This window comes from Brevibacterium sp. LE-L (assembly GCF_050214925.1).
Classification (GTDB): domain Bacteria; phylum Actinomycetota; class Actinomycetes; order Actinomycetales; family Brevibacteriaceae; genus Brevibacterium.
In genome coordinates this window covers 3,243,542-3,262,178 of record NZ_CP189759.1, presented here as the reverse complement: position 1 = coordinate 3,262,178, position 18,637 = coordinate 3,243,542, and the positions used below count along the sequence as shown (strand labels likewise).

General features: G+C 63.4%; 22 protein-coding genes and 3 tRNA genes. 14 read left to right on the top strand and 11 right to left on the bottom strand.

What is annotated here, in order from left to right; genetic code table 11:
• Window positions 1-35: 35 nt before the first annotated feature.
• Window positions 36-962, top strand: coding sequence for a GTP pyrophosphokinase (locus ACQE2J_RS14870; RefSeq protein ID WP_135537173.1), 927 nt, complete (start codon window positions 36-38; stop codon window positions 960-962).
• Window positions 963-979: 17 nt separating this feature from the next.
• On the opposite strand, the gene metE is transcribed toward ACQE2J_RS14870, so the two are convergent.
• From metE to ACQE2J_RS14855, 3 genes are all read right to left on the bottom strand, one after another.
• Complete coding sequence (gene metE, locus ACQE2J_RS14865; protein ID WP_425120390.1) at window positions 980-3,334, bottom strand: 5-methyltetrahydropteroyltriglutamate--homocysteine S-methyltransferase; 2,355 nt, start codon at window positions 3,332-3,334, stop codon at window positions 980-982.
• Window positions 3,331-4,371, bottom strand: coding sequence for a methylenetetrahydrofolate reductase (locus ACQE2J_RS14860; RefSeq protein WP_425120389.1), 1,041 nt, complete (start codon window positions 4,369-4,371; stop codon window positions 3,331-3,333). Before ACQE2J_RS14860 ends, metE begins: the two co-directional genes overlap by 4 nt.
• A gap of 252 nt (window positions 4,372-4,623) precedes the next feature.
• Window positions 4,624-5,115 (bottom strand): YajQ family cyclic di-GMP-binding protein, encoded by a 492-nt coding sequence (locus ACQE2J_RS14855; protein ID WP_425120388.1) that lies wholly within the window; start codon window positions 5,113-5,115, stop codon window positions 4,624-4,626.
• Between the two features lie 160 nt (window positions 5,116-5,275).
• Here ACQE2J_RS14855 and ACQE2J_RS14850 point away from each other — a divergent pair.
• The 5 genes from ACQE2J_RS14850 to ACQE2J_RS14830 all read left to right on the top strand — a co-directional run bounded on the left by ACQE2J_RS14850 (window position 5,276) and on the right by ACQE2J_RS14830 (window position 7,335).
• Window positions 5,276-5,357 (top strand) — tRNA-Tyr (locus ACQE2J_RS14850).
• A 145-nt stretch (window positions 5,358-5,502) separates the two neighbouring features.
• Entirely contained in the window at window positions 5,503-6,111 is a 609-nt protein-coding gene (locus tag ACQE2J_RS14845) for a DUF1992 domain-containing protein (RefSeq protein ID WP_425120387.1), read from the top strand.
• A 115-nt stretch (window positions 6,112-6,226) separates the two neighbouring features.
• Window positions 6,227-7,027 (top strand): glycerophosphodiester phosphodiesterase, encoded by an 801-nt coding sequence (locus ACQE2J_RS14840; protein ID WP_135537168.1) that lies wholly within the window; start codon window positions 6,227-6,229, stop codon window positions 7,025-7,027.
• A gap of 134 nt (window positions 7,028-7,161) precedes the next feature.
• Window positions 7,162-7,234 (top strand) — tRNA-Thr (locus tag ACQE2J_RS14835).
• 27 nt (window positions 7,235-7,261) lie between these two features.
• Window positions 7,262-7,335, top strand: a tRNA-Met gene (locus tag ACQE2J_RS14830).
• A gap of 160 nt (window positions 7,336-7,495) precedes the next feature.
• On the opposite strand, the gene ACQE2J_RS14825 is transcribed toward ACQE2J_RS14830, so the two are convergent.
• A complete protein-coding gene (locus ACQE2J_RS14825) occupies window positions 7,496-7,777 on the bottom strand; it encodes a hypothetical protein (protein WP_135537167.1) in 282 nt (93 codons plus the stop codon).
• Between the two features lie 12 nt (window positions 7,778-7,789).
• Here ACQE2J_RS14825 and ACQE2J_RS14820 point away from each other — a divergent pair, with 12 nt between their 5' ends.
• Window positions 7,790-8,035 carry a hypothetical protein gene (locus ACQE2J_RS14820; protein ID WP_135537166.1) on the top strand — a complete coding sequence of 82 codons (246 nt, stop codon included), beginning with the start codon at window positions 7,790-7,792 and terminating at the stop codon, window positions 8,033-8,035.
• A gap of 172 nt (window positions 8,036-8,207) precedes the next feature.
• Here the strand turns inward: ACQE2J_RS14820 and ACQE2J_RS14815 are convergent, their stop codons facing one another.
• Together ACQE2J_RS14815 and ACQE2J_RS14810 are read right to left on the bottom strand one after the other, a co-directional pair.
• Window positions 8,208-8,618, bottom strand: a complete 411-nt coding sequence (locus tag ACQE2J_RS14815; RefSeq protein ID WP_135537165.1) for a hypothetical protein — start codon at window positions 8,616-8,618, stop codon at window positions 8,208-8,210.
• 136 nt (window positions 8,619-8,754) lie between these two features.
• Window positions 8,755-9,357 carry an HIRAN domain-containing protein gene (locus ACQE2J_RS14810; protein ID WP_135537164.1) on the bottom strand — a complete coding sequence of 201 codons (603 nt, stop codon included), beginning with the start codon at window positions 9,355-9,357 and terminating at the stop codon, window positions 8,755-8,757.
• Between the two features lie 62 nt (window positions 9,358-9,419).
• On the opposite strand from ACQE2J_RS14810, the gene ACQE2J_RS14805 reads away from it, so the two are divergent.
• On the top strand, window positions 9,420-9,725 hold the full coding sequence (locus ACQE2J_RS14805; protein ID WP_135537163.1) for a hypothetical protein: 306 nt from the start codon (window positions 9,420-9,422) through the stop codon (window positions 9,723-9,725).
• A 317-nt stretch (window positions 9,726-10,042) separates the two neighbouring features.
• On the opposite strand, the gene ACQE2J_RS14800 is transcribed toward ACQE2J_RS14805, so the two are convergent.
• The gene (locus tag ACQE2J_RS14800; protein ID WP_135537162.1) at window positions 10,043-10,306 is read right to left on the bottom strand and encodes a DUF3263 domain-containing protein; all 264 of its coding nucleotides are present in this window, start codon (window positions 10,304-10,306) and stop codon (window positions 10,043-10,045) included.
• A 134-nt stretch (window positions 10,307-10,440) separates the two neighbouring features.
• Here ACQE2J_RS14800 and ACQE2J_RS14795 point away from each other — a divergent pair, with 134 nt between their 5' ends.
• The 6 genes from ACQE2J_RS14795 to ACQE2J_RS14770 all read left to right on the top strand — a co-directional run bounded on the left by ACQE2J_RS14795 (window position 10,441) and on the right by ACQE2J_RS14770 (window position 13,824).
• Window positions 10,441-10,656, top strand: coding sequence for a hypothetical protein (locus tag ACQE2J_RS14795; RefSeq protein ID WP_135537161.1), 216 nt, complete (start codon window positions 10,441-10,443; stop codon window positions 10,654-10,656).
• Between the two features lie 441 nt (window positions 10,657-11,097).
• Window positions 11,098-11,502 carry a hypothetical protein gene (locus tag ACQE2J_RS14790; protein ID WP_135537160.1) on the top strand — a complete coding sequence of 135 codons (405 nt, stop codon included), beginning with the start codon at window positions 11,098-11,100 and terminating at the stop codon, window positions 11,500-11,502.
• A gap of 120 nt (window positions 11,503-11,622) precedes the next feature.
• The gene (locus tag ACQE2J_RS14785; RefSeq protein ID WP_135537159.1) at window positions 11,623-11,832 is read left to right on the top strand and encodes a hypothetical protein; all 210 of its coding nucleotides are present in this window, start codon (window positions 11,623-11,625) and stop codon (window positions 11,830-11,832) included.
• Entirely contained in the window at window positions 11,832-12,458 is a 627-nt protein-coding gene (locus tag ACQE2J_RS14780; RefSeq protein ID WP_135537158.1) for a hypothetical protein, read from the top strand. The genes ACQE2J_RS14785 and ACQE2J_RS14780 overlap by 1 nt, the downstream gene beginning before the upstream one ends.
• A complete protein-coding gene (locus ACQE2J_RS14775; protein WP_135537157.1) occupies window positions 12,455-12,703 on the top strand; it encodes a hypothetical protein in 249 nt (82 codons plus the stop codon). Before ACQE2J_RS14780 ends, ACQE2J_RS14775 begins: the two co-directional genes overlap by 4 nt.
• 149 nt (window positions 12,704-12,852) lie before the next feature.
• Window positions 12,853-13,824: a squalene cyclase gene (locus tag ACQE2J_RS14770; RefSeq protein ID WP_425120262.1), complete on the top strand. Its 972-nt coding sequence runs from the start codon at window positions 12,853-12,855 to the stop codon at window positions 13,822-13,824.
• 13 nt (window positions 13,825-13,837) lie between these two features.
• Here ACQE2J_RS14770 and ACQE2J_RS14765 read toward each other — a convergent pair whose 3' ends face one another.
• The 4 genes from ACQE2J_RS14765 to ACQE2J_RS14750 form a co-directional block, all read right to left on the bottom strand.
• Window positions 13,838-14,299 (bottom strand): DUF1348 family protein, encoded by a 462-nt coding sequence (locus ACQE2J_RS14765; RefSeq protein WP_426936526.1) that lies wholly within the window; start codon window positions 14,297-14,299, stop codon window positions 13,838-13,840.
• A 187-nt stretch (window positions 14,300-14,486) separates the two neighbouring features.
• Window positions 14,487-15,083 carry a hypothetical protein gene (locus ACQE2J_RS14760; protein WP_425120264.1) on the bottom strand — a complete coding sequence of 199 codons (597 nt, stop codon included), beginning with the start codon at window positions 15,081-15,083 and terminating at the stop codon, window positions 14,487-14,489.
• Window positions 15,084-15,395: 312 nt separating this feature from the next.
• Window positions 15,396-16,724, bottom strand: a complete 1,329-nt coding sequence (locus ACQE2J_RS14755; protein ID WP_426936525.1) for a serine hydrolase domain-containing protein — start codon at window positions 16,722-16,724, stop codon at window positions 15,396-15,398.
• 97 nt (window positions 16,725-16,821) lie between these two features.
• Window positions 16,822-18,576: a biotin carboxylase gene (locus ACQE2J_RS14750; protein WP_425120266.1), complete on the bottom strand. Its 1,755-nt coding sequence runs from the start codon at window positions 18,574-18,576 to the stop codon at window positions 16,822-16,824.
• Between the last annotated feature and the right edge of the window lie 61 nt (window positions 18,577-18,637).

Here is an 18,637-nt window from a genome sequence, read left to right as displayed (position 1 = left end):
CCGGAACCAGACCGTCGGCAGGCAGGGGAGACCTCGTGAGAAACGAATCGCTGCTCAGAGCGATCGTCGAACGTGCTTATGCCGAACGACTTGATGCCTGGCAGGCGGCAGCCGTGCGGATCAAGCACTGGCTCAAGGAGCAGCAGAAGGGTCTGCTCAAAGACAAAGACATCTCGCGCCTCGATGTCGATGGGCACCGGATCAAGGATGCCGCACGGACCCTGGCGAAACTCAGCGAGAAGTCCGAAGAGGACCCGCAGCTGACGGTCGACAGCGCCGAGGACGTCGAGGACCAGATCCGTGACATCGTCGGCATCAAGGTGCTGTGCAAGTCACCGCGGGACCAGCGGATGATGTTCGATGCTCTGCGCGACCCCGAACAGCTCGGCACCTTCGAACTCATCGAATCGAAGGACTATACGGACCCGCCGAAGGCCAGCGGCTACCGTGCCTGCCATGTCATCCTCCGCATCCCCTCCGACCTCGGACAGCCGGTGTTCGCCGAGATCCAGGTGAAGACCCGTCTGCAGGATGCGTGGAGCGAGCTGACCCACGAGGACATGTACAAGCCCGGTGCGGCGATGAAGCCGAGCAAGCTGCACGGCGAGTTCGCTCGTGCGATGGCGAATATGCTCGCCACCGTCGATGACATGGCCGACACCCTGGCCCTCGAGCTCACCGCGCTGACCAACCCCGAGCCGGTCCTCGAGCTCGACGAGCTGCGCGAACAGGACACCGGGATCGAGGTCCGGGTCCGCGCGACGGGCCCGAAGTATGCGCTCGCCGTCGACGGGGACGGGCGTCAGGGCCTGGTGCCTGCCTTCGCGATCCGTCGCCTCAGCGAGACGAAGGGCACGATCAAAGTCAACGACTACGTCCGCATCGACGACCGGCTGCGCGTCAGCGTCGAAGAGGATTCGAAGGGCCTGTACTACATTCCCCTCGATCTGCCGCGACGCTGACGCAGCAACCGTCACCCTCACCGAGGCGGCTGACCGGCTCCCACGAGGGCGTGATCTCCGCGTCCCCGATCGGCACGCGTGGTCAGGACTTCATCGCGCGCGGCGACGAGGTTGGCCAGCGCGGCACGCACCTCCGGATAGCCGCGCGTCTTGAGCCCGCAGTCCGGATTGATCCACAGACGGTCGGCGGGCACATGCCGCAGCGCAGCCTCGATGAGTTCGACGAGTTCAGGCACCGCGGGCACCCGTGGGGAATGGATGTCATAGACTCCGGGACCGATCTCGCGTTCAAAACCGTACTCCGCGATGTCATCGAGGACCTCCATTCGGGAGCGGGCCGCTTCGATGCTGGTGACATCAGCGTCGAGGGCATTGATCGCGTCGATGATCTCCCCGAATTCCGAATAGCACAGGTGCGTGTGGATCTGGGTGCGCGGACTCACCTGTGCAGCGACGAGCCGGAACGAACGCACGGACCAGTCGAGGTAGTCCGCGCGGTCGGATTCGCGCAGCGGCAACAGCTCCCGCAGGGCGGGTTCGTCGACCTGGATGACACCGATTCCGGCCGCTTCGAGGTCGAGGACCTCATCGGCGAGAGCCAGGGCGATCTGGTCGGCGGATTCGCGCAACGGCACGTCGTCGCGAACGAACGACCAGGCGAGGATCGTCACCGGACCGGTGAGCATGCCCTTGACAGTCCTCGACGTCTGCTGGGCGGTGTAAGCCGACCATTCCACGGTGATCGGATTCGGGCGGGACACATCGCCGAAGAGAATCGGGGGACGGGTGCATCGGGATCCATAGGACTGCACCCACCCGTTGTCGGTGGTCGCGAAGCCGTCGAGGTTCTCGGCGAAGTACTGGACCATGTCATTGCGTTCGGGTTCGCCGTGGACGACGACATCGAGTCCCAGTTCCTCCTGCAGACCGACGACTCGGTCGATCTCGTCCTTCATCAGCGCGGTGTAGTCGGTATCGTCGATGCGGCCCGACCGGTGATCTGCACGGGCGCGGCGCACCTCGGGCGTCTGCGGGAACGAACCGATGGTCGTCGTCGGCAGCTCGGGGATCCCAAGCGTCTGCTGAGCCGCATGACGCGTTGCGAAATCGGTGCGGAAGCCGGTGTGTGCCGCAGCCGCCTCGGTGCGGGCCAGAACCGCATCGTTGTGGACTCGAGCCGATTCGGACCGGGTGCGCCGGGCCCGGTCGGCGCGTTCGAATGCCGCTGCACGCGCCTCGGGAGCCTCGGTGATCGCCGCGGCGAGAGCCTCGACCTCGGTGACCTTCTCCTCGGCGAATGACAACCAGGACGCGACATCGACCGGCAGCGCCGTCTCCTGCTCCACCGTATAGGGCACGTGGAGCAGTGATGTCGAAGTCGACACGCTCACCGTCTCTCGGTTCAGTTCCCGGAGCACGTCGAGGCTGGTGCGCAGATCATCGGCCCAGATATTGCGGCCGTCGATGATGCCGGCGACGAGGCGGACGTGGTCCGGCACCTGTGTGCGCAGACGCTGCACATACTGCGGATCCACGGCTCGGGTGGCGGACGAGATGTCGACACCGAGGGCATCGATGCCGGACCCGGCGAGCCCGTTCAGACCTGCCCGCAGGCTCCCGTACGGGGCGGTGACGAACAGCCGCGGCCGGACCTCGGTCGCGGACAGGGCCGAATAGGTGTGCCGGGCCGCCTCGGCGAGTTCCTCATCGCTCGTGCCGGGAATGTCGGCGACGAGGGCCGGTTCGTCGAACTGGATCCAGTCGACGCCGGCCGCGGCGAGCGAGCCGATGATCTCACGGTAGACGGCGGTGAGCTCGTCGAGGCGGTCGAGCGGACGGGTGGTGGTGCCGGGAGCCGGTTTGGTCAGCGCGAGCAGAGTCAACGGCCCGACGAGTACGGGGCGGACGCGATGACCGGCCGCTTCGGCCTCAGCCACGAGTGCGAGCAGGTGCTGCGGGTGCGCGGTGAACGCGGTGTCGTCGGCGAGTTCGGGCACAAGGTAGTGGTAGTTCGTGTCGAACCATTTCGTCATCTCCAAAGGCGGCGTGGACGCGGTGCCGCGGGCGAGGGCGAAGTACTCCGTGAGGTCGAAGTCAGAGCCGTTGGAGGACGAAGGGATGAGACCCACCGTCAGCGCGGTGTCGAGGACGTGGTCGTAGTGGCTGTAGGAGGCCGGAATCGCATAGTCCTCACTCAGCCCCAGCCCCGCCAGACGGTGATAGGTCTCGATGCGGAGGGTGTGCACGGAACGGGAGAAGTCATCGGCGTCGATCCGGCCGGACCAGAAGCTCTCCAGTGCCCTCTTCAGTTCACGGCGGGCGCCGATGCGGGGGTATCCGGTGATGGTGGCGGTCGGGAATGGTGCGGTCATGAGCGGGTGTCCTTGTCTGTCGTCGTTGCGGTCGGTTGTGTTGGCGGCCATCGCCGAGGCGGTGGTGGTGGAAGAAGTGAGGTCACTGAGATTCCTTTCTCGTCGAGTGCGGTGAGCACGTCTTCGGTCGTGTTCTGGTCATTGAAGGTATAGAAATGCAGGCCGTCGGCGTCCTGGTCGAGGAGCGCAGCGGTGTGCTCCGCCGTGATCTCGAGCCCGATGCGCCGCGCCGAGGCGGGGTCGGAGATTCCGTCGAAGCGCGCAAGCAGGCCGTCCGGGATGGGCAGGCCCGAGAGGCGAGACATGGTGTGGAGACGGCGGGCGTCGGTGATCGGCAGGATGCCGGGGATGATCGGCAGGGTGATTCCTGCGTGCTCGGCGCGGCGTCTCAGCCGGGAGTACGCGGTGGGGTCGAAGAAGAGTTGGGTGATCGCGAAGTCGGCCCCGTTGCGCTGTTTGGCCGCAAGCACGTCGAGGTCCTCGTCGGGGCCGGCCGACTCCGGGTGGCCGGAGGGGTAGGCGGCGACGCCGATGCCGAGACGTCCGGCGGCCAGGCAGGCGACATTCTCGCTTTCGATGCGGCGCAGGAGGCCCACGAGGTCATCGGCGTGGGGCAGGTGACCGGCTGGAAGCGAGGTCTGACCTGCGGGGATGTCGCCGCGTATGGCGAGGAAACCGCGCACGCCGGCACTGAGGAGATGCTCGATCCAGGTGAGGAGCTCGACTTCGGTGCCGGCGGTGCAGGCGAGGTGCGCCAACGGTCTGAGCGAGGTGGTGTCGGTGACTTCGCTGATGAAATCGGCGGTGCCCTGCAGCCAGTCGCTGTTCGCCGAAGAGGTGACGGCCAGATAGTCAGGGTGCAGCGAGTCGAGGAACCTCAGCAGCTGCGGCATTCGGGCCGCCTGCGCCGCTGATCGGGGCGGGATGACTTCGAACGACAGCGCTCGCCGCAGCCGGCCGCGAGCGGGCGGGAGACCATCGGCGACGCTGTCGGGCGCCGAGGCCGAGATCCTTGGGGTGAGATGAGTGGAAGGCATGCGGCCATCCTGACAGCGGGGACAGGACGACTCGGTGTCAACGCCACATGGGCGTCACGACCCGTCATCTGAGGGTCAAGCAGCGTCCACTGACGTCAGACGGGGACGTGTTCCGTCATGTTCGCTGCGGCAAGGGTATGGGGACCGGCCCGGCTGCTGCCCGGTGAGGAGGGGGAGGAAGGAGGGACGGAAGGTGAGGGGAGGTGGCGGGTGAGGAGGGGAGTGCTGCGTGCCTCGGGTGCGGCGCGCGGATCAGCGGTAGTTCGTGAACTGCAGGTCGACCTCGAGGTCCTGGGACTTGAGCAGGGCGATGACTTCCTGCAGGTCATCACGCTTCTTCGAACTCACACGCAGCTCATCACCCTGGATCTGGGCCTTGACGCCCTTGGGGCCTTCGTCGCGGATGATCTTCGAGATCTTCTTCGCATTGTCCTTGTCGATGCCTTCCTTGAGGGACGCATCGATGCGGTACTCCTTGCCGGAGGGGTAGGGCTCACCGTCTTCGAGGGACTTCAGCGAGATTCCGCGCTTGACGAGCTTCGACTGGAAGACGTCGAGGATGGCCTTGACCCGGTCCTCGCTGTTGGCCTTCATCTGTACGGCTTCACCGCTCCAGGCGATGGAGGCGTCGGTGCCGCGGAAGTCGTAGCGTGAATTGATCTCCTTCGCGGCTTGGTTGAGGGCGTTGTCAGCTTCCTGACGGTCGACCTTGCTGACGATGTCGAATGAGGATTCGCTGGCCATGGATGCTCCTTCGTGAGTATTCGTTCGTGCCCGCGGGAAACGGGCGTGGCTTCTGTCGCCGAGTCTAGTCGAGACGCGAGAATGTGACCTGCGACAACCGAGTTGGCGAATCGGACTCGGGCCTTGTATTCTTTTCAGGTGCTCATCGAGCGCCTACTGCGGCAGATTGCCCGAGCGGCCAAAGGGAGCTGACTGTAAATCAGCCGGCATTGCCTTCGAAGGTTCGAATCCTTCATCTGCCACGCAGAACGAGAGAAGCTCCGTGACCGAACGGTCACGGAGCTTCTCTCGTCTCGCACACTTCCCACATTCCCTTGCCAAGCCTGAACCTCGCCTCTAACGTTGAAGGACACCACCCGGCGGACGCGGTGGAGGAGAGGCGAGACGATGGGCGACGATCCGACTGACGCAGGGCCGCCTCGGCGCCTGAATTCGCTGGAGGACCGCAACGCTGTGGTCGAATCCGCCCTCGACAAGGCCATCAGACGCGGTGATTTCGATGATCTGCCCGGCCTCGGCAAACCGTTGACAGGTCTGCACGGTTCGTCCGATCCCGATTGGTGGATCAAGCAGAAGATGGATACCGAGGGCATCAGCGGAGTCGCCCCGGCCGCGTTCCAACTCCGGAAGGAGAACGCTGTCCTCGAAGACACTGTCGACGCCTTCACCGAAGAGGCAGATGTCCGCGACTACCTCGCAGGATTCAACGCTCGAGTGCGAGATGCCGTGATGGACCTGCGCGAAGGCCCGCCGGTCTTCACCCCGCCGCGCAACATCGACGACGAGGTCGCGGCATGGCGCCAACGCCGTGCGCAAGCGACGACCGACATCGGCGCCGGATTGGGGCCGGGAGGGCGCGGAGCGGAACCGGGCACCACGGGCAGGTCTGCGGAAGCCGGCGGTGGCAGTCAGGGGCGCGGTGGCCGACAAGCCGACGAAACGAGCGCGGAGAGGAAGCAGCCACCTCGGCGATGGTGGCGCCGTCTTCGTCGGTGATAGCGGCCCTGGGGTGAAGCCTCAGCAGGCCGGCGCCGGTCAGGGCCAGAGCGGTGACCGTTGGGGGTCCGAGGCCGTCATGCACGTTCGCCCTATCAGGGCATAGGGTGAACCCATGAGCTTTCTGCAGTTCCTTCACGAACGAGGCATGGCCGAACGGCCCGGGGTCGGCAGCCGACCGCTGGTGATTGCGCACCGCGGATATTCGGCAGTTGTGCCCGAGAACAGTCTGGCCGCCGTCGATGCCGCGCGTGCGCTCGGGGTCGACTTCATCGAGGTCGACACATCGACGAGCGCCGATGGCGTGCCCGTGATCCTCCACGACCCTGACCTGGACCGGACCACGAACCGCAGAGGCCCCGTAGCCAACCTCACCGCCGAGGAGCTGTCGTTCGTCGACGCCGGGTCCTGGATGGGGCCCGGATTCCACGGAGTGCGGATCCCCACCCTGTCCGCCGTGATGCGCGACATCCAGCATCGAGGCGGGGAGCTCCTGCTCGAGCTCAAAGGGGAGTGGTCTTCCGGCGCGGTGGCGAGGATCTCCGAGCTCGTGGTCGAGACCGGCATCGCCGACCGGATGATCGTCCAGTCCTTCAACCTCGAAACCCTCGAAACCTGCCGCGACCTCCTGCCCATGGTCGCCCGATTCCTGCTGCGCATGGTGCCCAAGCCCGAAGACATCGAGATCGCCCGTGATCTCGGGGCGGTGGCGATCAATCCCTCCTATAAGGGCTTCACCATGCGGAAATCGGTCGTCACCGAGATCAGGGACAACGACCTCGGGGTGTTCGTCTGGACGGCGGATGAGATGAACGAATGGCGAGAACTTCTTGACGCCGAGGTCGACGGGATCATCACCAACCAACCGGGCCGTCTGCAAGGGTTCCTGGCGGGGCGTTTTGACCCGGTGAGATGATCGTTTCCACTGGTGACAGCTGTGACGGCAGAAGAATTGCGCCGGAACTCGCTGCCGAAACGAGGTCGTGTGAGTGACGTCACTCCGGGCCGATTTGCCCTGGCTGCGCGAACCCGTGTAAATTCTTACCTGTTGCCCCGATAGCTCAGTCGGCAGAGCATCTCCATGGTAAGGAGAAGGTCAAGGGTTCGATTCCCTTTCGGGGCTCTCGTGCCGCCTGGAATGCGGCGCTGGGGCGGGGTAGCTCAGCTGGTTAGAGCGCACGACTCATAATCGTGAGGTCGGGGGATCGAGTCCCCCTCCCGCTACTTTCAAGCCCCTCACCAGGGATAACGTCCCGGTGAGGGGCTATTTTTCTGCCCAGAGACGGCCACCGACACGGTTACGACACGCTTTGCATCCACTTGTCGAGCACCCCAACGACACCCTGCGGGCCAATGTTGAGCTTCTGCACGTAGTGCTTCGCCGTCACCCCGACCTCAGAGTGTCCAAGCTGCTTGGCGGGTGTTCGTCGGATTCTTCCCACCGTTTCAACCAGTCGTTTGCGAATGAAGCCAGAGTCGTCGTGCTCGAGGTTTCGCCGGCGATCGTTTGGCCCCGCAGGTCGGTCAGCGGCTCGAGGAGCGCGTTGCGTGCGGCTTCCTTTGCGGCACCGGTTCGGAACCGCGGCACAGTCTTGCCGTTCACCTGTTGGGATCGTGCTGTCGCCCGGTAGTTCTCGCGTTTTCCGGAGACGCTGGTGTTGCCCATGCGGACTGGCTGATGCCGTCACATGTGCGGTCGATCATCAAAGTCGAACGGAAGAACCGCCTGTCGAAGGTTGGGCCGATAAACCCGTCCCTGGCCGACATGAACGACGCCGGCACCGAACTGACAACGGCTCGGGAGCTCACGGCGGCGATCGCATCCGGGCAACTCACCCCCGACCAGCACGACGACTATCTGCACAGTGGCACAGCGTGGTCGGCGTACCGTCGCGGGACCCTCGCGCTGAGGGGAGCGGCATGATTCGCCCCATCGAGTACCTCATCACCCGCCGACGACTCACCCAAGCCCACCGAACCTCACCAAACATCGGGGCCAGAGCCGAACCTCACCAACCGTGTGTCGACACTAGGAAAAATCCCGTGAGGGAGGCGAAGCTCAGGGCATGAACTCACTCGCCGCTGCCAACGCTCCGTCACTGAGCGCGCACATCGACCTCCTCGAGCCGTTTGAACGGCGGCTTCGGCTGGTACTTGTGGGGGCCAAGCGTCAAGATTGCTCTGTGCCCGTCACGGCCACGTTCTTCGTCGAGGAAGCATTTGACGGTGCCGGCTTCGATGCCGGCCTGCCTGATGATTTCGACGACGGTGGAGCATTCGGGCCTGTCCTTGTCGAGATAGCCGACCTTCTCACCGTCGAGGGTCTTCACGTTGACGCGGTCGCCGGATGGTTCGAGTTTGACCCAAGCGTGCTTGAACCGTCCTTCGGGACTGATTTCGTCCCTGCCTTCGTAGCTTTCACAGAGCCAGGGTTTCAGGGCTCGTTCGATTGGTTCCCCTGCGTAGACGCGGGTTTTTGGTCCTTTGAAGATGTCGAAAAATCCCATGCGGGGATGCTAGGTGAGATTGGAGCGTTGGCGTGAAGACGTTCAACGGATGGTCGGAGGGACGAACAGGCGACGGCCCAGGGCGTGAAGGCGCCGGACGGTGAAGATGAGCGACACATTCAAGCGGCGGTGGAGGCTACAGGTCCAGTTCCGCAGCGATCTCAGTCGGCATAACCGCGATCGTGTTGCCCGCCCGACCCATGACCACTCCCACGAACTCTTTGCCGGAGTCGATAGGTTTCGCGAGACGACGAGCAAACCCCTTGTTGACATAGCCATAGATGTGTTTCGAACCGGGACGAGCGACAGCAATCGCGTTCGAATCGTACTTGTTCCCGGGCCGCCGGCGAAGATCAATGTGATCGCCGACTTTCAGCCGTGCGGCAGGGTAGTTCTTCCACCCGCGAACGTTCAGGTAGAAGATCCCAAGTCTTGCCAGGGCCAGGTTGCCAGGGGAGGGGTGCTTTCCGGACTTTTCACTGACGAACCGGTACTCGCCTTCTCGTCGTTCGACTCGAAAGGCGAGACTCCCGCATTCGTCGCGGACCAGCTCCGAATCGGCCTCCTCCTTCGACAACCAAGTCTGGCTCGAGGGTGCGGTGTCAGCGGTTGGGCCCGGGCTGAAGTCTTCTGGAGGCGCATCGATCGTCGGCGGCTTATGTGCAGCCGGCGACCGAACCTTTGCAAGCAGCCAGCATCCGAGCGCAATCACCAGAAGGATGCCGACTACTGCCCACATGAGGAGACCTCCATGTCTACCGTTGCCAGAACTTTAACTGAAGTAGTCGGGCAGGAGAAGCTATGAACTGGGACGAAAAGACTGAGGACCACGCGAGCGCTCATCACACCTACGAGCATCGCGGGTACCGCGAGAACAAGCGGTTCCACAAGATGTTCGTCAAAGGTGCGGAGTGGCAACGCGACCAACTCCGCACCGACGAAGCAGTCGAGCTTGCAGCAGAGGCCATCTGGTCCACCGACCCGGCACCCGCACTCGAATCATTCGACGGACCCGATACATGGGACGGGCAGGAACCCGAGATGAAGAACGACTATCGGAAAGCAGCACGGACAGTCATCTCCGTACTACTCGGGGAGGAACCATGAGGCCTGTAAGCAACGGTATGTTGCCTCGGGCGGTCGCGACCGCCCGAGGCAGATACTCGCCACTTCACGTCCGTTCACCATTTCAGGTTTTCCTAAGAGGACGGAACGAAAACCCCGCGAGGGGCACCGTTCAGGAAGTGGGGAGCAACCCCACCATACGCACCCGACATGTGAAAAGGCCGGGCAGACCACAGGCAGGAGGAAAGCTGTGAACCCGAACGAGCAGCCGACACGTCGCCTCGTACGCCCCGAGCCGGGTGAACGGGATCTGATCGAATGGGTCAATACCGACTCTGCAGTAGAGGTGCGAGCAACTGCTAGCGGTTCTTCCACCGTCCTTGCCGTCGTTCGAACGCGAACCGTTCCGCCCGTAACTGCCTGACTCGCTCGACAACATCCGGAGCGTAACTGTAGGCGGCGTCCGTATCCGCCAGCCCCTCGAGTGCAACGGTGTACTTCTCAGGCAGCAGATCGATGCGCCGGCACAACGAGTGACGGGCAGCCGCAGTGTGCGCGGTCTTCTCCAAATCGAGGATCATCCGATCATGCTCGGAGAGCTCGCTCACAGTGCCAGGAACCATGGAAGCCAGTGTGGCATAGGCGGCTGAACTTCATACTTACGTGCGATGCGATCAAAGGACAGTTTTCAGTAGTGTCGCGATGGTTGCCAGAGAATGGCAAAGCCCCTTGAATGAAGCCCGCAAGGAACATCCCCATGAAACTAGTGAAGTCGCTGGTAACCAGCGCCGTGATGGCTACTATGCTCGCCAGCTTCGCTGTAACCCCGGCCGCGGCCTCGAGCCAAAACGAGGTCACCGACCAAGAATTGACGAGCATGCAAGGGGCCTCACCGTACGTCGAAGCCGAGACGGAGGAAGAGGCCATGAAGAAGCTGGACAAAATCGAGCAGGAGAACCCCGGTGGGATATAGGCTCAGGTCGCCAGCGTCCGTTTCGGGCCGTGCGTTCTATACCCAGAAAGCTTCCACACCAGGAAATCGAGCGGTCATAAGTACGGCGGGGTCAAACCGGTCACTGTGTGCACGAAGACGGTAACAGGGATCAAGATGGCCTCCCAACTGCGCTACAAGAACGCGTTGATGTGGGTGAAGACCGGTGTTCAGGTCCCGCAAACTGCGACCGACAAGGACCTAAAGGCTGGAAAGTACCGGTACAAGAAGAAGGACTGGGTCGTTAAGTTTCAGCAGAAGAACATGAACTACCTGTGCAAAGGGACCAGAAGTCACAAGTGGTCGGCGAGCATGATCGGGCGTCTGCGCTATCAAGGTCGAACACTGTGGGCGCGAGTATACGCATCGCCAATCAGCGCAGAATGCGGACCACACTGATCGACAGGATGCGAGACTCAAGCAATGAGTAAGCAGAAATTGTACCTACTGTTCGCTGAACAGACGTCTCCGTTCGACCCAGACGACAAGATTGATCCGCTGGTCGGCATTTTTAGCGATGAGGCCGAGTGTGAACGAATCGAAAGGGAGCAGACGGGCTACAAAATCAGCTGGGAGGAACGCGACGTAGAGGATGCCGATGACCACACGATCGAACCCGGCGACACCGTTTACGCCTACCACTACATGGCGACCTACAGGCCGACACCAGACGGTGAGGAAGCAATCGAGCTCTTAAGCGACGCCGCAGTTGAGGATGTCTTCTTTCAAGAAGAGAACGCCCGGAAGAAGCTTGAAGTCGGTGATCTCCAGGTGATCACGGTCGGTGAACTTCGACTGAACGGTGATTTTCAGATTATCGAAGGCTAACGTGCCTGAGTAGGCTCCACCCTGAAGAGTGGCCCACGCAAACATGCTCGGGCCACTCTTCTTTTGTCACCCGCGTGTCGTCCCTGGTAACTCTCCCGTGCCCGGCCGCATGCTCCGTGCATGATCGTCAGACACCTCAACGCAAGCGACCTCGGCAAGACCGTCACCCTGCCGACCCTCGCAGCCCTCGGCCGGTGCCGTAGCGGCACACTCCACTCCATCACCCTCGAAACCGCCACCGACACCAGCGCACTCCGCATCGGCGACCACCTGCACTCAGTACCCAACGACGCGACCGTGTACGTCACCACCGAAGTGAGCGGACTCTGATGGTCGACAAGAGCAACTGGGACCCGAAGAAATGCCAAGCCACGTCGAAGAAGCGTGGCGATCAATACAAGAACTACCACGTCCGCGGTCTGCGCGTATGTCTCCGCCACGGTGGGGTATCCAAGAAGGCCCGCGCCGCTGCGACTCGCAACCTCGAGCAGGACCAGCTCACCCGCGTTGCCCGCCGCCTCGGCACACCCCACACCGACCTCGACCTGGCGCAAGCACTCCTGGATCTCGTTGCATCCAAAGCTGGCGAAGTCGAGTGGTTGCGTCACCAAGTCGAGCTCTTCGAGACTGACGGTGAACTGTGGTGGGGGACGACGAAGGAATCCGAGGAAGACATCCCCATGGGCGAGAAATGGGAGACTATTCAGGAAGCCTGCCAGCACATCGTGTACACGCTGTTGCACAAAGCGCAGGACCTGCTCGCGAAGTACGCCGGCGAAACGTTGAAGGCCGGTGTCGACGAGAGGCAAGTGCGTATCGCCGAGCAGACGGGCGCCCAGTTCGAAACCGTCCTCACATCACTCCTCACCGCCATCTCCGCGCCCCCGGAACAAATGCAGACCGCGGCCACCGAGATCCCACGGATCCTCAGCAACCTCGCAGGGGGTGGCAAATGAACGTCGAATACGTCAGATACCAAGAAGGCGAGAAGCAACGCCGCCGCATCCGCAACGCCTCCATCGAACTCGCCATGACCTACCACGCGATCGACCGCACACCGGACGGCGTGACGATAGGTGATCACGTCAACAGCATTGACACCAACGCCCTCGAGCCGACCGATAATGCGGCCGGCACGGGCATGTTGTGGGTGCAAACAGGGGCCCCTCCCGCTACCGATCAAGCCACTCACCAGGGATAAGGTCCCGGCGTGGGGGTCTTCTCTTATGCTCAGGGCCGGTCCGAGCGCGACGGATGTCCGTTCGACCGCAATTCGGCGGCGGGTATGGTCATCAGACGGTTCGTCACCTACTCTCATAGAGACTGTTCGACCGACGCGGGAGATCAACGATGATCAACGCACAACTGTCCGACTGGCTGCTCGATTCCGACCCGTCCTTGCGCTGGCAGGTCGAACGTGACCTCCTCGGTGCTGAGGACTCGACCTGGCAGTCAAGCAGAGCCGAAGTCGCGCACGTCGGATTCGGTGCCGAGCTGCTCGCCAGGCAGGACCCGGATGGTCAATGGGCCGGCGGAGCATATTTCCCCGCCGGCTTCGATTTCGACACTGAGCGTTCACAGCCGTGGACGGCGACGACTTGGGCGCTCAAGGACCTGCGCGAGTGGGGAGTGGCTGCGTCGGTGCTGGCAGGGACCGCAGAGAAACTGGCGCCCGTTCGGTGGGAATACGAGAACCTGCCCTACTGGGGCGGCGAAGTCGATGTGTGCATCAATGCGTGGACACTGTCGAACGGCCTCTGGCTGGGTGCCGATGTCGACGGGCTCGTCGACTGGTTCCTCGACCACCAGCTCGATGACGGCGGGTGGAACTGCGAATGGGTCGACGGTGCGAAGGTGTCCTCCTTCCATTCCACCCTCAACGCCCTCGTCGCGCTCCTCGATTACCAGAAGTCCACCGGCGACAGCGCACGCGTAGCTCAGGCCCGGGCCGGGGGAGAGGAATACCTGCTCGTCCGAGACCTGTTCCGCCGCCGAGGCACCGGCGAACCCTTCGACGAACGTGCCCTGGCGCTGTTCTGCCCCACACGATGGTTCTACGGGATCCTGCCGGCACTCGACTACTTCCGAGAAGCAGCACGAACCGATGGCACCGATCCGGATCCGCGCATGCGCGCAGCCGTTGAGATGATCCGGCCTCGCCGAGGAGCGGACGGACGCTGGCAACAGGAGCACCGCCTCGGCGGGGAAGTCTGGTTCCATGTCGACGCACCCGTCGGCGAACCCTCGAAATGGGTGACGCTGCAAGCCCAGCGGATCCTCGACTGGTGGGATGCCTCCGCCACCGCCCAACGCGGCGATTGAGCACACGAATGTCTTACCGGAGGTCGAATTCCCTTCCGCGATCCTCGGCCGGTCGGGGCCCACGGATCCAGCGGTCCGCCTCGGCGATGGCGACATCATTGATGCTTGCTTCACGGCGTGCCATCAGCCCCTGAGCATCGAACTCCCACAACTCGTTTCCATAGCTGCGCCACCACTGACCGCCGGCATCGTGCCATTCGTATTGGAAGCGGACGGCAATGCGGTTGTCATCGAATGCCCACAGATTCTTGCGCAGCGCGTAGTCGAGTTCGCGGTCCCATTTGCGGGTGAGGAACGCAAGGATCTCATCGCGGCCGGTAATGAACTCATCGCGATTGCGCCACACCGAATCCACGGTGTAGGCCGCGGCGACTGTCTGCGGACTGCGAGTGTTCCACGCATCCTCGGCGCCCTGGACCTTCTGCGCGGCGGAGTCCCGATCGAACGGCGGCAATGGGGGACGGTGCTCAGTCATGAGGGGTCCTTCCCGGCCGCGTCCGTGTCTGCCTGTCTGGAGGCGTGCCTGCGGCCTGGCCCTTCATGCTACTCGGTGCCAACCGCGGCGGGAAGGTCGATGCGCAGCCGCGGCACAGAGACCCCATCCCCGCCGAGTGACGGGGACGGGGTTGCGTCGGGGTGGTGCCTGCTGGAATCTGACCGAGTCAGTCCTTGAAGTCGAAGTCTTCCTTGTCGATGCCGGGGAACATGAGTTCGTACTTGATCATCTGACCTTTGTGGTCGACGATCTTCACCGTCCCGAAGTACTTCCGCTCGCCCTTGTAAGCCTCTTTGTCCTTGACGGTGACCTGGCAGGACTTGAATCCGTACCACTCTCGGAGCTCCATATCGGAGTCGCACTTGGCTTCTTTGAGCTTCAGCTCGAGCTTGTTCTCGAACAGATCGACGAGGTCAGCTTCGATCGACGAAGCGGGCACGGTGCCGTTGCCGTCCTTGTCGATCTTCATCCCGTCGTCACTGGCCCAGTTTGTCGTCTTCGCAGCGTCGGCGAACGGATCGGTCGATTCGGTGTCGGTCGGCTCCGCCTCGGCGGGTTCGGAACCCGGCGATTCCGCCGGTGTCGTCTCGACTGACCCTCCGCCGAATCCGCCTTCGGGGGACTCGGCGGCTTCGGACTGTGTGTCTTCGGCCGGCTTGTCGGCACCGGACCCGCCGCAGGCGGCCAGGGACAGGGCGAGGGCAGTTCCTGCGGCCGCGGTCAGCAGGCGGGGCATCAGATAAGTCCGACGAGTTGGTGTCATGGTCTCTCTCCTTCGCACGAACTGCGATCACAGAAGTTGTCAATACGTGAATGATTCTGCCATGGCCGTCAGCCTGCCGATGCGGCTGAGTGTGCGGATCCGGCGACAGCTGTGCCGATTCGGACACACGGAACCTGCGGAAGTGCCGGAACGCGGCCGACGAGACAGGCCGACCGGTTGTGCGGCAAGCATCAGTCACCGTCAGCGTCGCACTGCACCGTTGCACCGAGGTGGTGTGCCGCTGATGGTGACTGATGGTTCGGTACGTGGAGGAGAAGAGCCCACCGGCTCGGGGCGACTCGGTGTCGGTCGTTACCCGACTGCCGGGGCGGTCGTGTTGACGGCCTTCGCCATGGCCTCGAAGGCGCGGATCGTGGGGAACAGCTTCGTCGCATCCTGCGGCAGCCCCCAGCTGGAGAACTTGACGCCGACGATGTTCGCCCCTGGGTTCATGTAGATCATCTGGCCGTGGATGCCCAGGGTCAGGAACGCGTGGGAATCGGGGAACGGGAACCAGAACTGATTGTGATAGGCCCCGCCGGGCATCCGATTGTCGCCGGGTCCTTCGGCAAAGGCCCGCCGCACCTCCGCCGAGGTCGTCAGGGTGTCGCCGATCCACGTCGTCGGTGCGACCTGCTGGCCGGTCAGCGATTGGCCGCGATTGGCGTAGACGTGACCGAATCGAGCGAGGTCGCGCAGAGTGGTGTTGATGCCGCCGTCGAACATTCCGACGCCGTATTGGTCGGTGGCGATGAGCGCATCCTGCTCCGCGCCGATGTGCGACCACAGCACCCGCGACATCAGCGACTGCATGCTCTCTCCGGCAATCTTCTCGCACACCCAGCCGAGCACATCGGTCTCACACGAGCGGTATTCGAAAACGCCGCCGTGTTCGGACTTCGCCTCTAAGGTGGTGAGGAACTCGTACATTCCGATGCCCGGGTTCTCGCGCTTGGCCTCGGTCCAGCCGATCGACTCCTCGATCTGTCTGACCTCGGACTTCGGATCGAGGTAGTCCTCGGAGAACCGGATGCCCGAACGCATATCGAGGATGTGGCGCACCGTGGCTCCGGCATAGCCGGACTTCGCGAGTTCGGGAACGTAGTCGGTGACCAGGCGGTTCGGGTCGAGGTCGCCGGAGCCGACGAGCACGCCGGCGACCGTTCCGACCAGCGACTTCGATACCGACATGAGCAGATGTTCGGTGCCCGGCGTCATCCCGCCGAAGTACTCCTCGGCGAGCACTGTCCCGTTGTGCATGAGCAGCCACGCGTCCGTATCCGAAGCTTCGATGACGCTGCGGACGCTGCGCGCATCGGAGTGCTCGGTCGCCGGTATCTCGACCTCACCGAGGTCCTGCAGGTCGGCCGGGAGTTCGGCCACCGGCCCGGTCCCGCGCGAGATCGGCGTCGTGGGCAGAACCTCTTTCACGTTCTGGAATGACCACCGAACATTGCCGGGTTCCTGCCAGTTGTCCCGATCGACGCCCGCGGAAGGGTCCAGGCCCAGCGGCGGCGCGACCGCAGCGGGATCACCGCCGGCGGCGGCCGCGACATCGACGGACGGGTCGGCGATGGGCGGAGTGCCGACCCCCGCCGAGGAGGGGGTGGGTGTGGCGTTGTCCGGTGACGGTTCGGTCACGGTGCACCTTTCGGTCGGTTCGGAATGTTGCGCATCCAGGGCAGGCAGGAACCCCGCCGCATCAACTGTGACGAGGCTACCACCGGGGATCCGCCGCTCAGTCGCCCTTCGCACCGGGCCCGCCGAGGGCCGGTGCCGGGTCCTCCGCGGCGACCGGGACGCCGGCATACATGGCGCGGATCGAATCGATGAAGTGCTTGGCCCTGATGCTCAGCGAATCGGGTCCGCCCACATTGGTCTGCAGCGGGTTCTTCGTCACCAGCACTCCGAGGTCGGCGCCTTTCCACCGGTAGTCGCCGGCGCCGAAGATGCGCAGGAAGAACACTTCGTTGCCGTTCTGCAGCGGATGCCAGTCCAAGGCCGCCCGCTTATAGGTCAGCGTCCCGTACTGGTCGAGGTAGTACTGACCGGTCAGCGGCGAATGCGTGATGTATTCGGTGATCGGAGCCGTCTCCTTGATGATCATCTGGCTCCACTCGTCCGCACCGGAGAGCTCCTCCCACCGTTCGTTGATCTCGTTGACGTCGAGGTCGAATTCGACATCGAGGTACTCGAGCAGGTGGAACAGGAACAGCGGCACATCGGCGTAGGCACCGGCGGTGACGTTCGTGATCGCCGAGGCGCCGGAGATACGCGGATTGAGCTCACCGAGGTAGCAGACGTCGCTGTCGAGATCGACGAGGACATCGACTTCGAAGAACCCGCGATAGCCGCGTTTGCGCAGACCCTCACCCATTCGCCGAACGAGGTCGCGGGTCTGGGCCCGCTGTTGGGCGGTGAGGACGTCGGGCTTCATCTCGTTGCCGCACCATCCTCCCTTGTAGGGAGTGAGTTCGGCGAAACCGGCGAGCTCAGTCAGATACGGACCGACGACGACACCGCTGGAGGTGATGACCGCCTCGACGGCGACCGGAGTGTTGTTGATCCGCTTCATCACCTTGAGCTGCTCGCCGATGATGTCGTCCTTATGCTTCTCCCAGTCAGCGGGTCCGGAGATGAAGAACGTCGTCTTCCCCGAATCGCCGTAGGGAGTCTGTACGACCAGGTCGGTGCCCAGCCCCTCCTCGGCGGCCCGCTTGTTGAGCTCTTCGTACGCCTCAGCTGTGGTCAGCACGTTGGGGACGGAGAAGGCGCCGGCCTCGTTGCCGAGCTTCGTCGTCTCGATCTTCGAATCGAGCTGATTGCGCAGAGCCGCCGACGGCAGGATGAGATCGTAGCCGAGCTCGCGGCAGATCCGTTCGGTCTCCTCATCGAAGAAGACCATCGCCACCTTCACCCGCTCCCCGTGGGGAACGCTGCGCGTCATATGCGCGCGCACTTCGGCATTGAGCAGCAGCCAGTTGTTGATCGCCTCACCCGAGTCGAACTCGACATAGGGCTTGTAGCGGGGGGAGAACACCCGCGGGTGCGCGCCGTCCCACCCGTCGTAGTACGTGATGTAGGAGAAGTTGCGCACCCACCGGTCGAGACCGAGGAGGTTGAACGGGGTGGCCCCGACAAAGTAGATCGGAGTCTGATTCGTCCGGAAGAAGTGACGCACTTCGGAGACGTTGCGCAGCGGGCGGCGGATCTGGACGCGGTCGGCTTCTTTGCCTGTGTAGGCGGCGTCGGTGGCGACTGCGACCTCGACCTGCGGCTCGGCGTCCTCGTGCACGGTCGGCTCAGAGCTCGCGACGGCAGCGACTGCAGGGGGTGCAGCAGGCGTCGCGGCGGCCGGTCCGGCGGCCGCTGGAGAGCCTGGTCCGGGAGCATGCGGAGAGGGAACGGCGACTGCGTCCTTGACTCGGGCACCGGAATTCGCTTTCTGCGACTCAGGGATCGCTGGGCCTGCGCTGGGGGATTCGTCGGTCATCGCACTACTCCTTAGCAAACGTGATGTGGATAACATATACCAGTTTCGTAGTCCTGGGCCC

What these genes read in the sequence shown, in the direction of transcription:
- metE (WP_425120390.1), bottom strand. Translation starts at nt 3,334, where the DNA reads ATGACCGCACCATTCCCGACCGCCACCATCACCGGATACCCCCGCATC.
- ACQE2J_RS14860 (WP_425120389.1), bottom strand. Translation starts at nt 4,371, where the DNA reads ATGCCTTCCACTCATCTCACCCCAAGGATCTCGGCCTCGGCGCCCGAC.
- ACQE2J_RS14855 (WP_425120388.1), bottom strand. Translation starts at nt 5,115, where the DNA reads ATGGCCAGCGAATCCTCATTCGACATCGTCAGCAAGGTCGACCGTCAG.
- ACQE2J_RS14845 (WP_425120387.1), top strand. Translation starts at nt 5,503, where the DNA reads ATGGGCGACGATCCGACTGACGCAGGGCCGCCTCGGCGCCTGAATTCG.
- ACQE2J_RS14840 (WP_135537168.1), top strand. Translation starts at nt 6,227, where the DNA reads ATGAGCTTTCTGCAGTTCCTTCACGAACGAGGCATGGCCGAACGGCCC.
- ACQE2J_RS14825 (WP_135537167.1), bottom strand. Translation starts at nt 7,777, where the DNA reads ATGGGCAACACCAGCGTCTCCGGAAAACGCGAGAACTACCGGGCGACA.
- ACQE2J_RS14820 (WP_135537166.1), top strand. Translation starts at nt 7,790, where the DNA reads ATGCCGTCACATGTGCGGTCGATCATCAAAGTCGAACGGAAGAACCGC.
- ACQE2J_RS14815 (WP_135537165.1), bottom strand. Translation starts at nt 8,618, where the DNA reads ATGGGATTTTTCGACATCTTCAAAGGACCAAAAACCCGCGTCTACGCA.
- ACQE2J_RS14810 (WP_135537164.1), bottom strand. Translation starts at nt 9,357, where the DNA reads ATGTGGGCAGTAGTCGGCATCCTTCTGGTGATTGCGCTCGGATGCTGG.
- ACQE2J_RS14805 (WP_135537163.1), top strand. Translation starts at nt 9,420, where the DNA reads ATGAACTGGGACGAAAAGACTGAGGACCACGCGAGCGCTCATCACACC.
- ACQE2J_RS14800 (WP_135537162.1), bottom strand. Translation starts at nt 10,306, where the DNA reads ATGGTTCCTGGCACTGTGAGCGAGCTCTCCGAGCATGATCGGATGATC.
- ACQE2J_RS14795 (WP_135537161.1), top strand. Translation starts at nt 10,441, where the DNA reads ATGAAACTAGTGAAGTCGCTGGTAACCAGCGCCGTGATGGCTACTATG.
- ACQE2J_RS14790 (WP_135537160.1), top strand. Translation starts at nt 11,098, where the DNA reads ATGAGTAAGCAGAAATTGTACCTACTGTTCGCTGAACAGACGTCTCCG.
- ACQE2J_RS14785 (WP_135537159.1), top strand. Translation starts at nt 11,623, where the DNA reads ATGATCGTCAGACACCTCAACGCAAGCGACCTCGGCAAGACCGTCACC.
- ACQE2J_RS14780 (WP_135537158.1), top strand. Translation starts at nt 11,832, where the DNA reads ATGGTCGACAAGAGCAACTGGGACCCGAAGAAATGCCAAGCCACGTCG.
- ACQE2J_RS14775 (WP_135537157.1), top strand. Translation starts at nt 12,455, where the DNA reads ATGAACGTCGAATACGTCAGATACCAAGAAGGCGAGAAGCAACGCCGC.
- ACQE2J_RS14770 (WP_425120262.1), top strand. Translation starts at nt 12,853, where the DNA reads ATGATCAACGCACAACTGTCCGACTGGCTGCTCGATTCCGACCCGTCC.
- ACQE2J_RS14765 (WP_426936526.1), bottom strand. Translation starts at nt 14,299, where the DNA reads ATGACTGAGCACCGTCCCCCATTGCCGCCGTTCGATCGGGACTCCGCC.
- ACQE2J_RS14760 (WP_425120264.1), bottom strand. Translation starts at nt 15,083, where the DNA reads ATGACACCAACTCGTCGGACTTATCTGATGCCCCGCCTGCTGACCGCG.
- ACQE2J_RS14750 (WP_425120266.1), bottom strand. Translation starts at nt 18,576, where the DNA reads ATGACCGACGAATCCCCCAGCGCAGGCCCAGCGATCCCTGAGTCGCAG.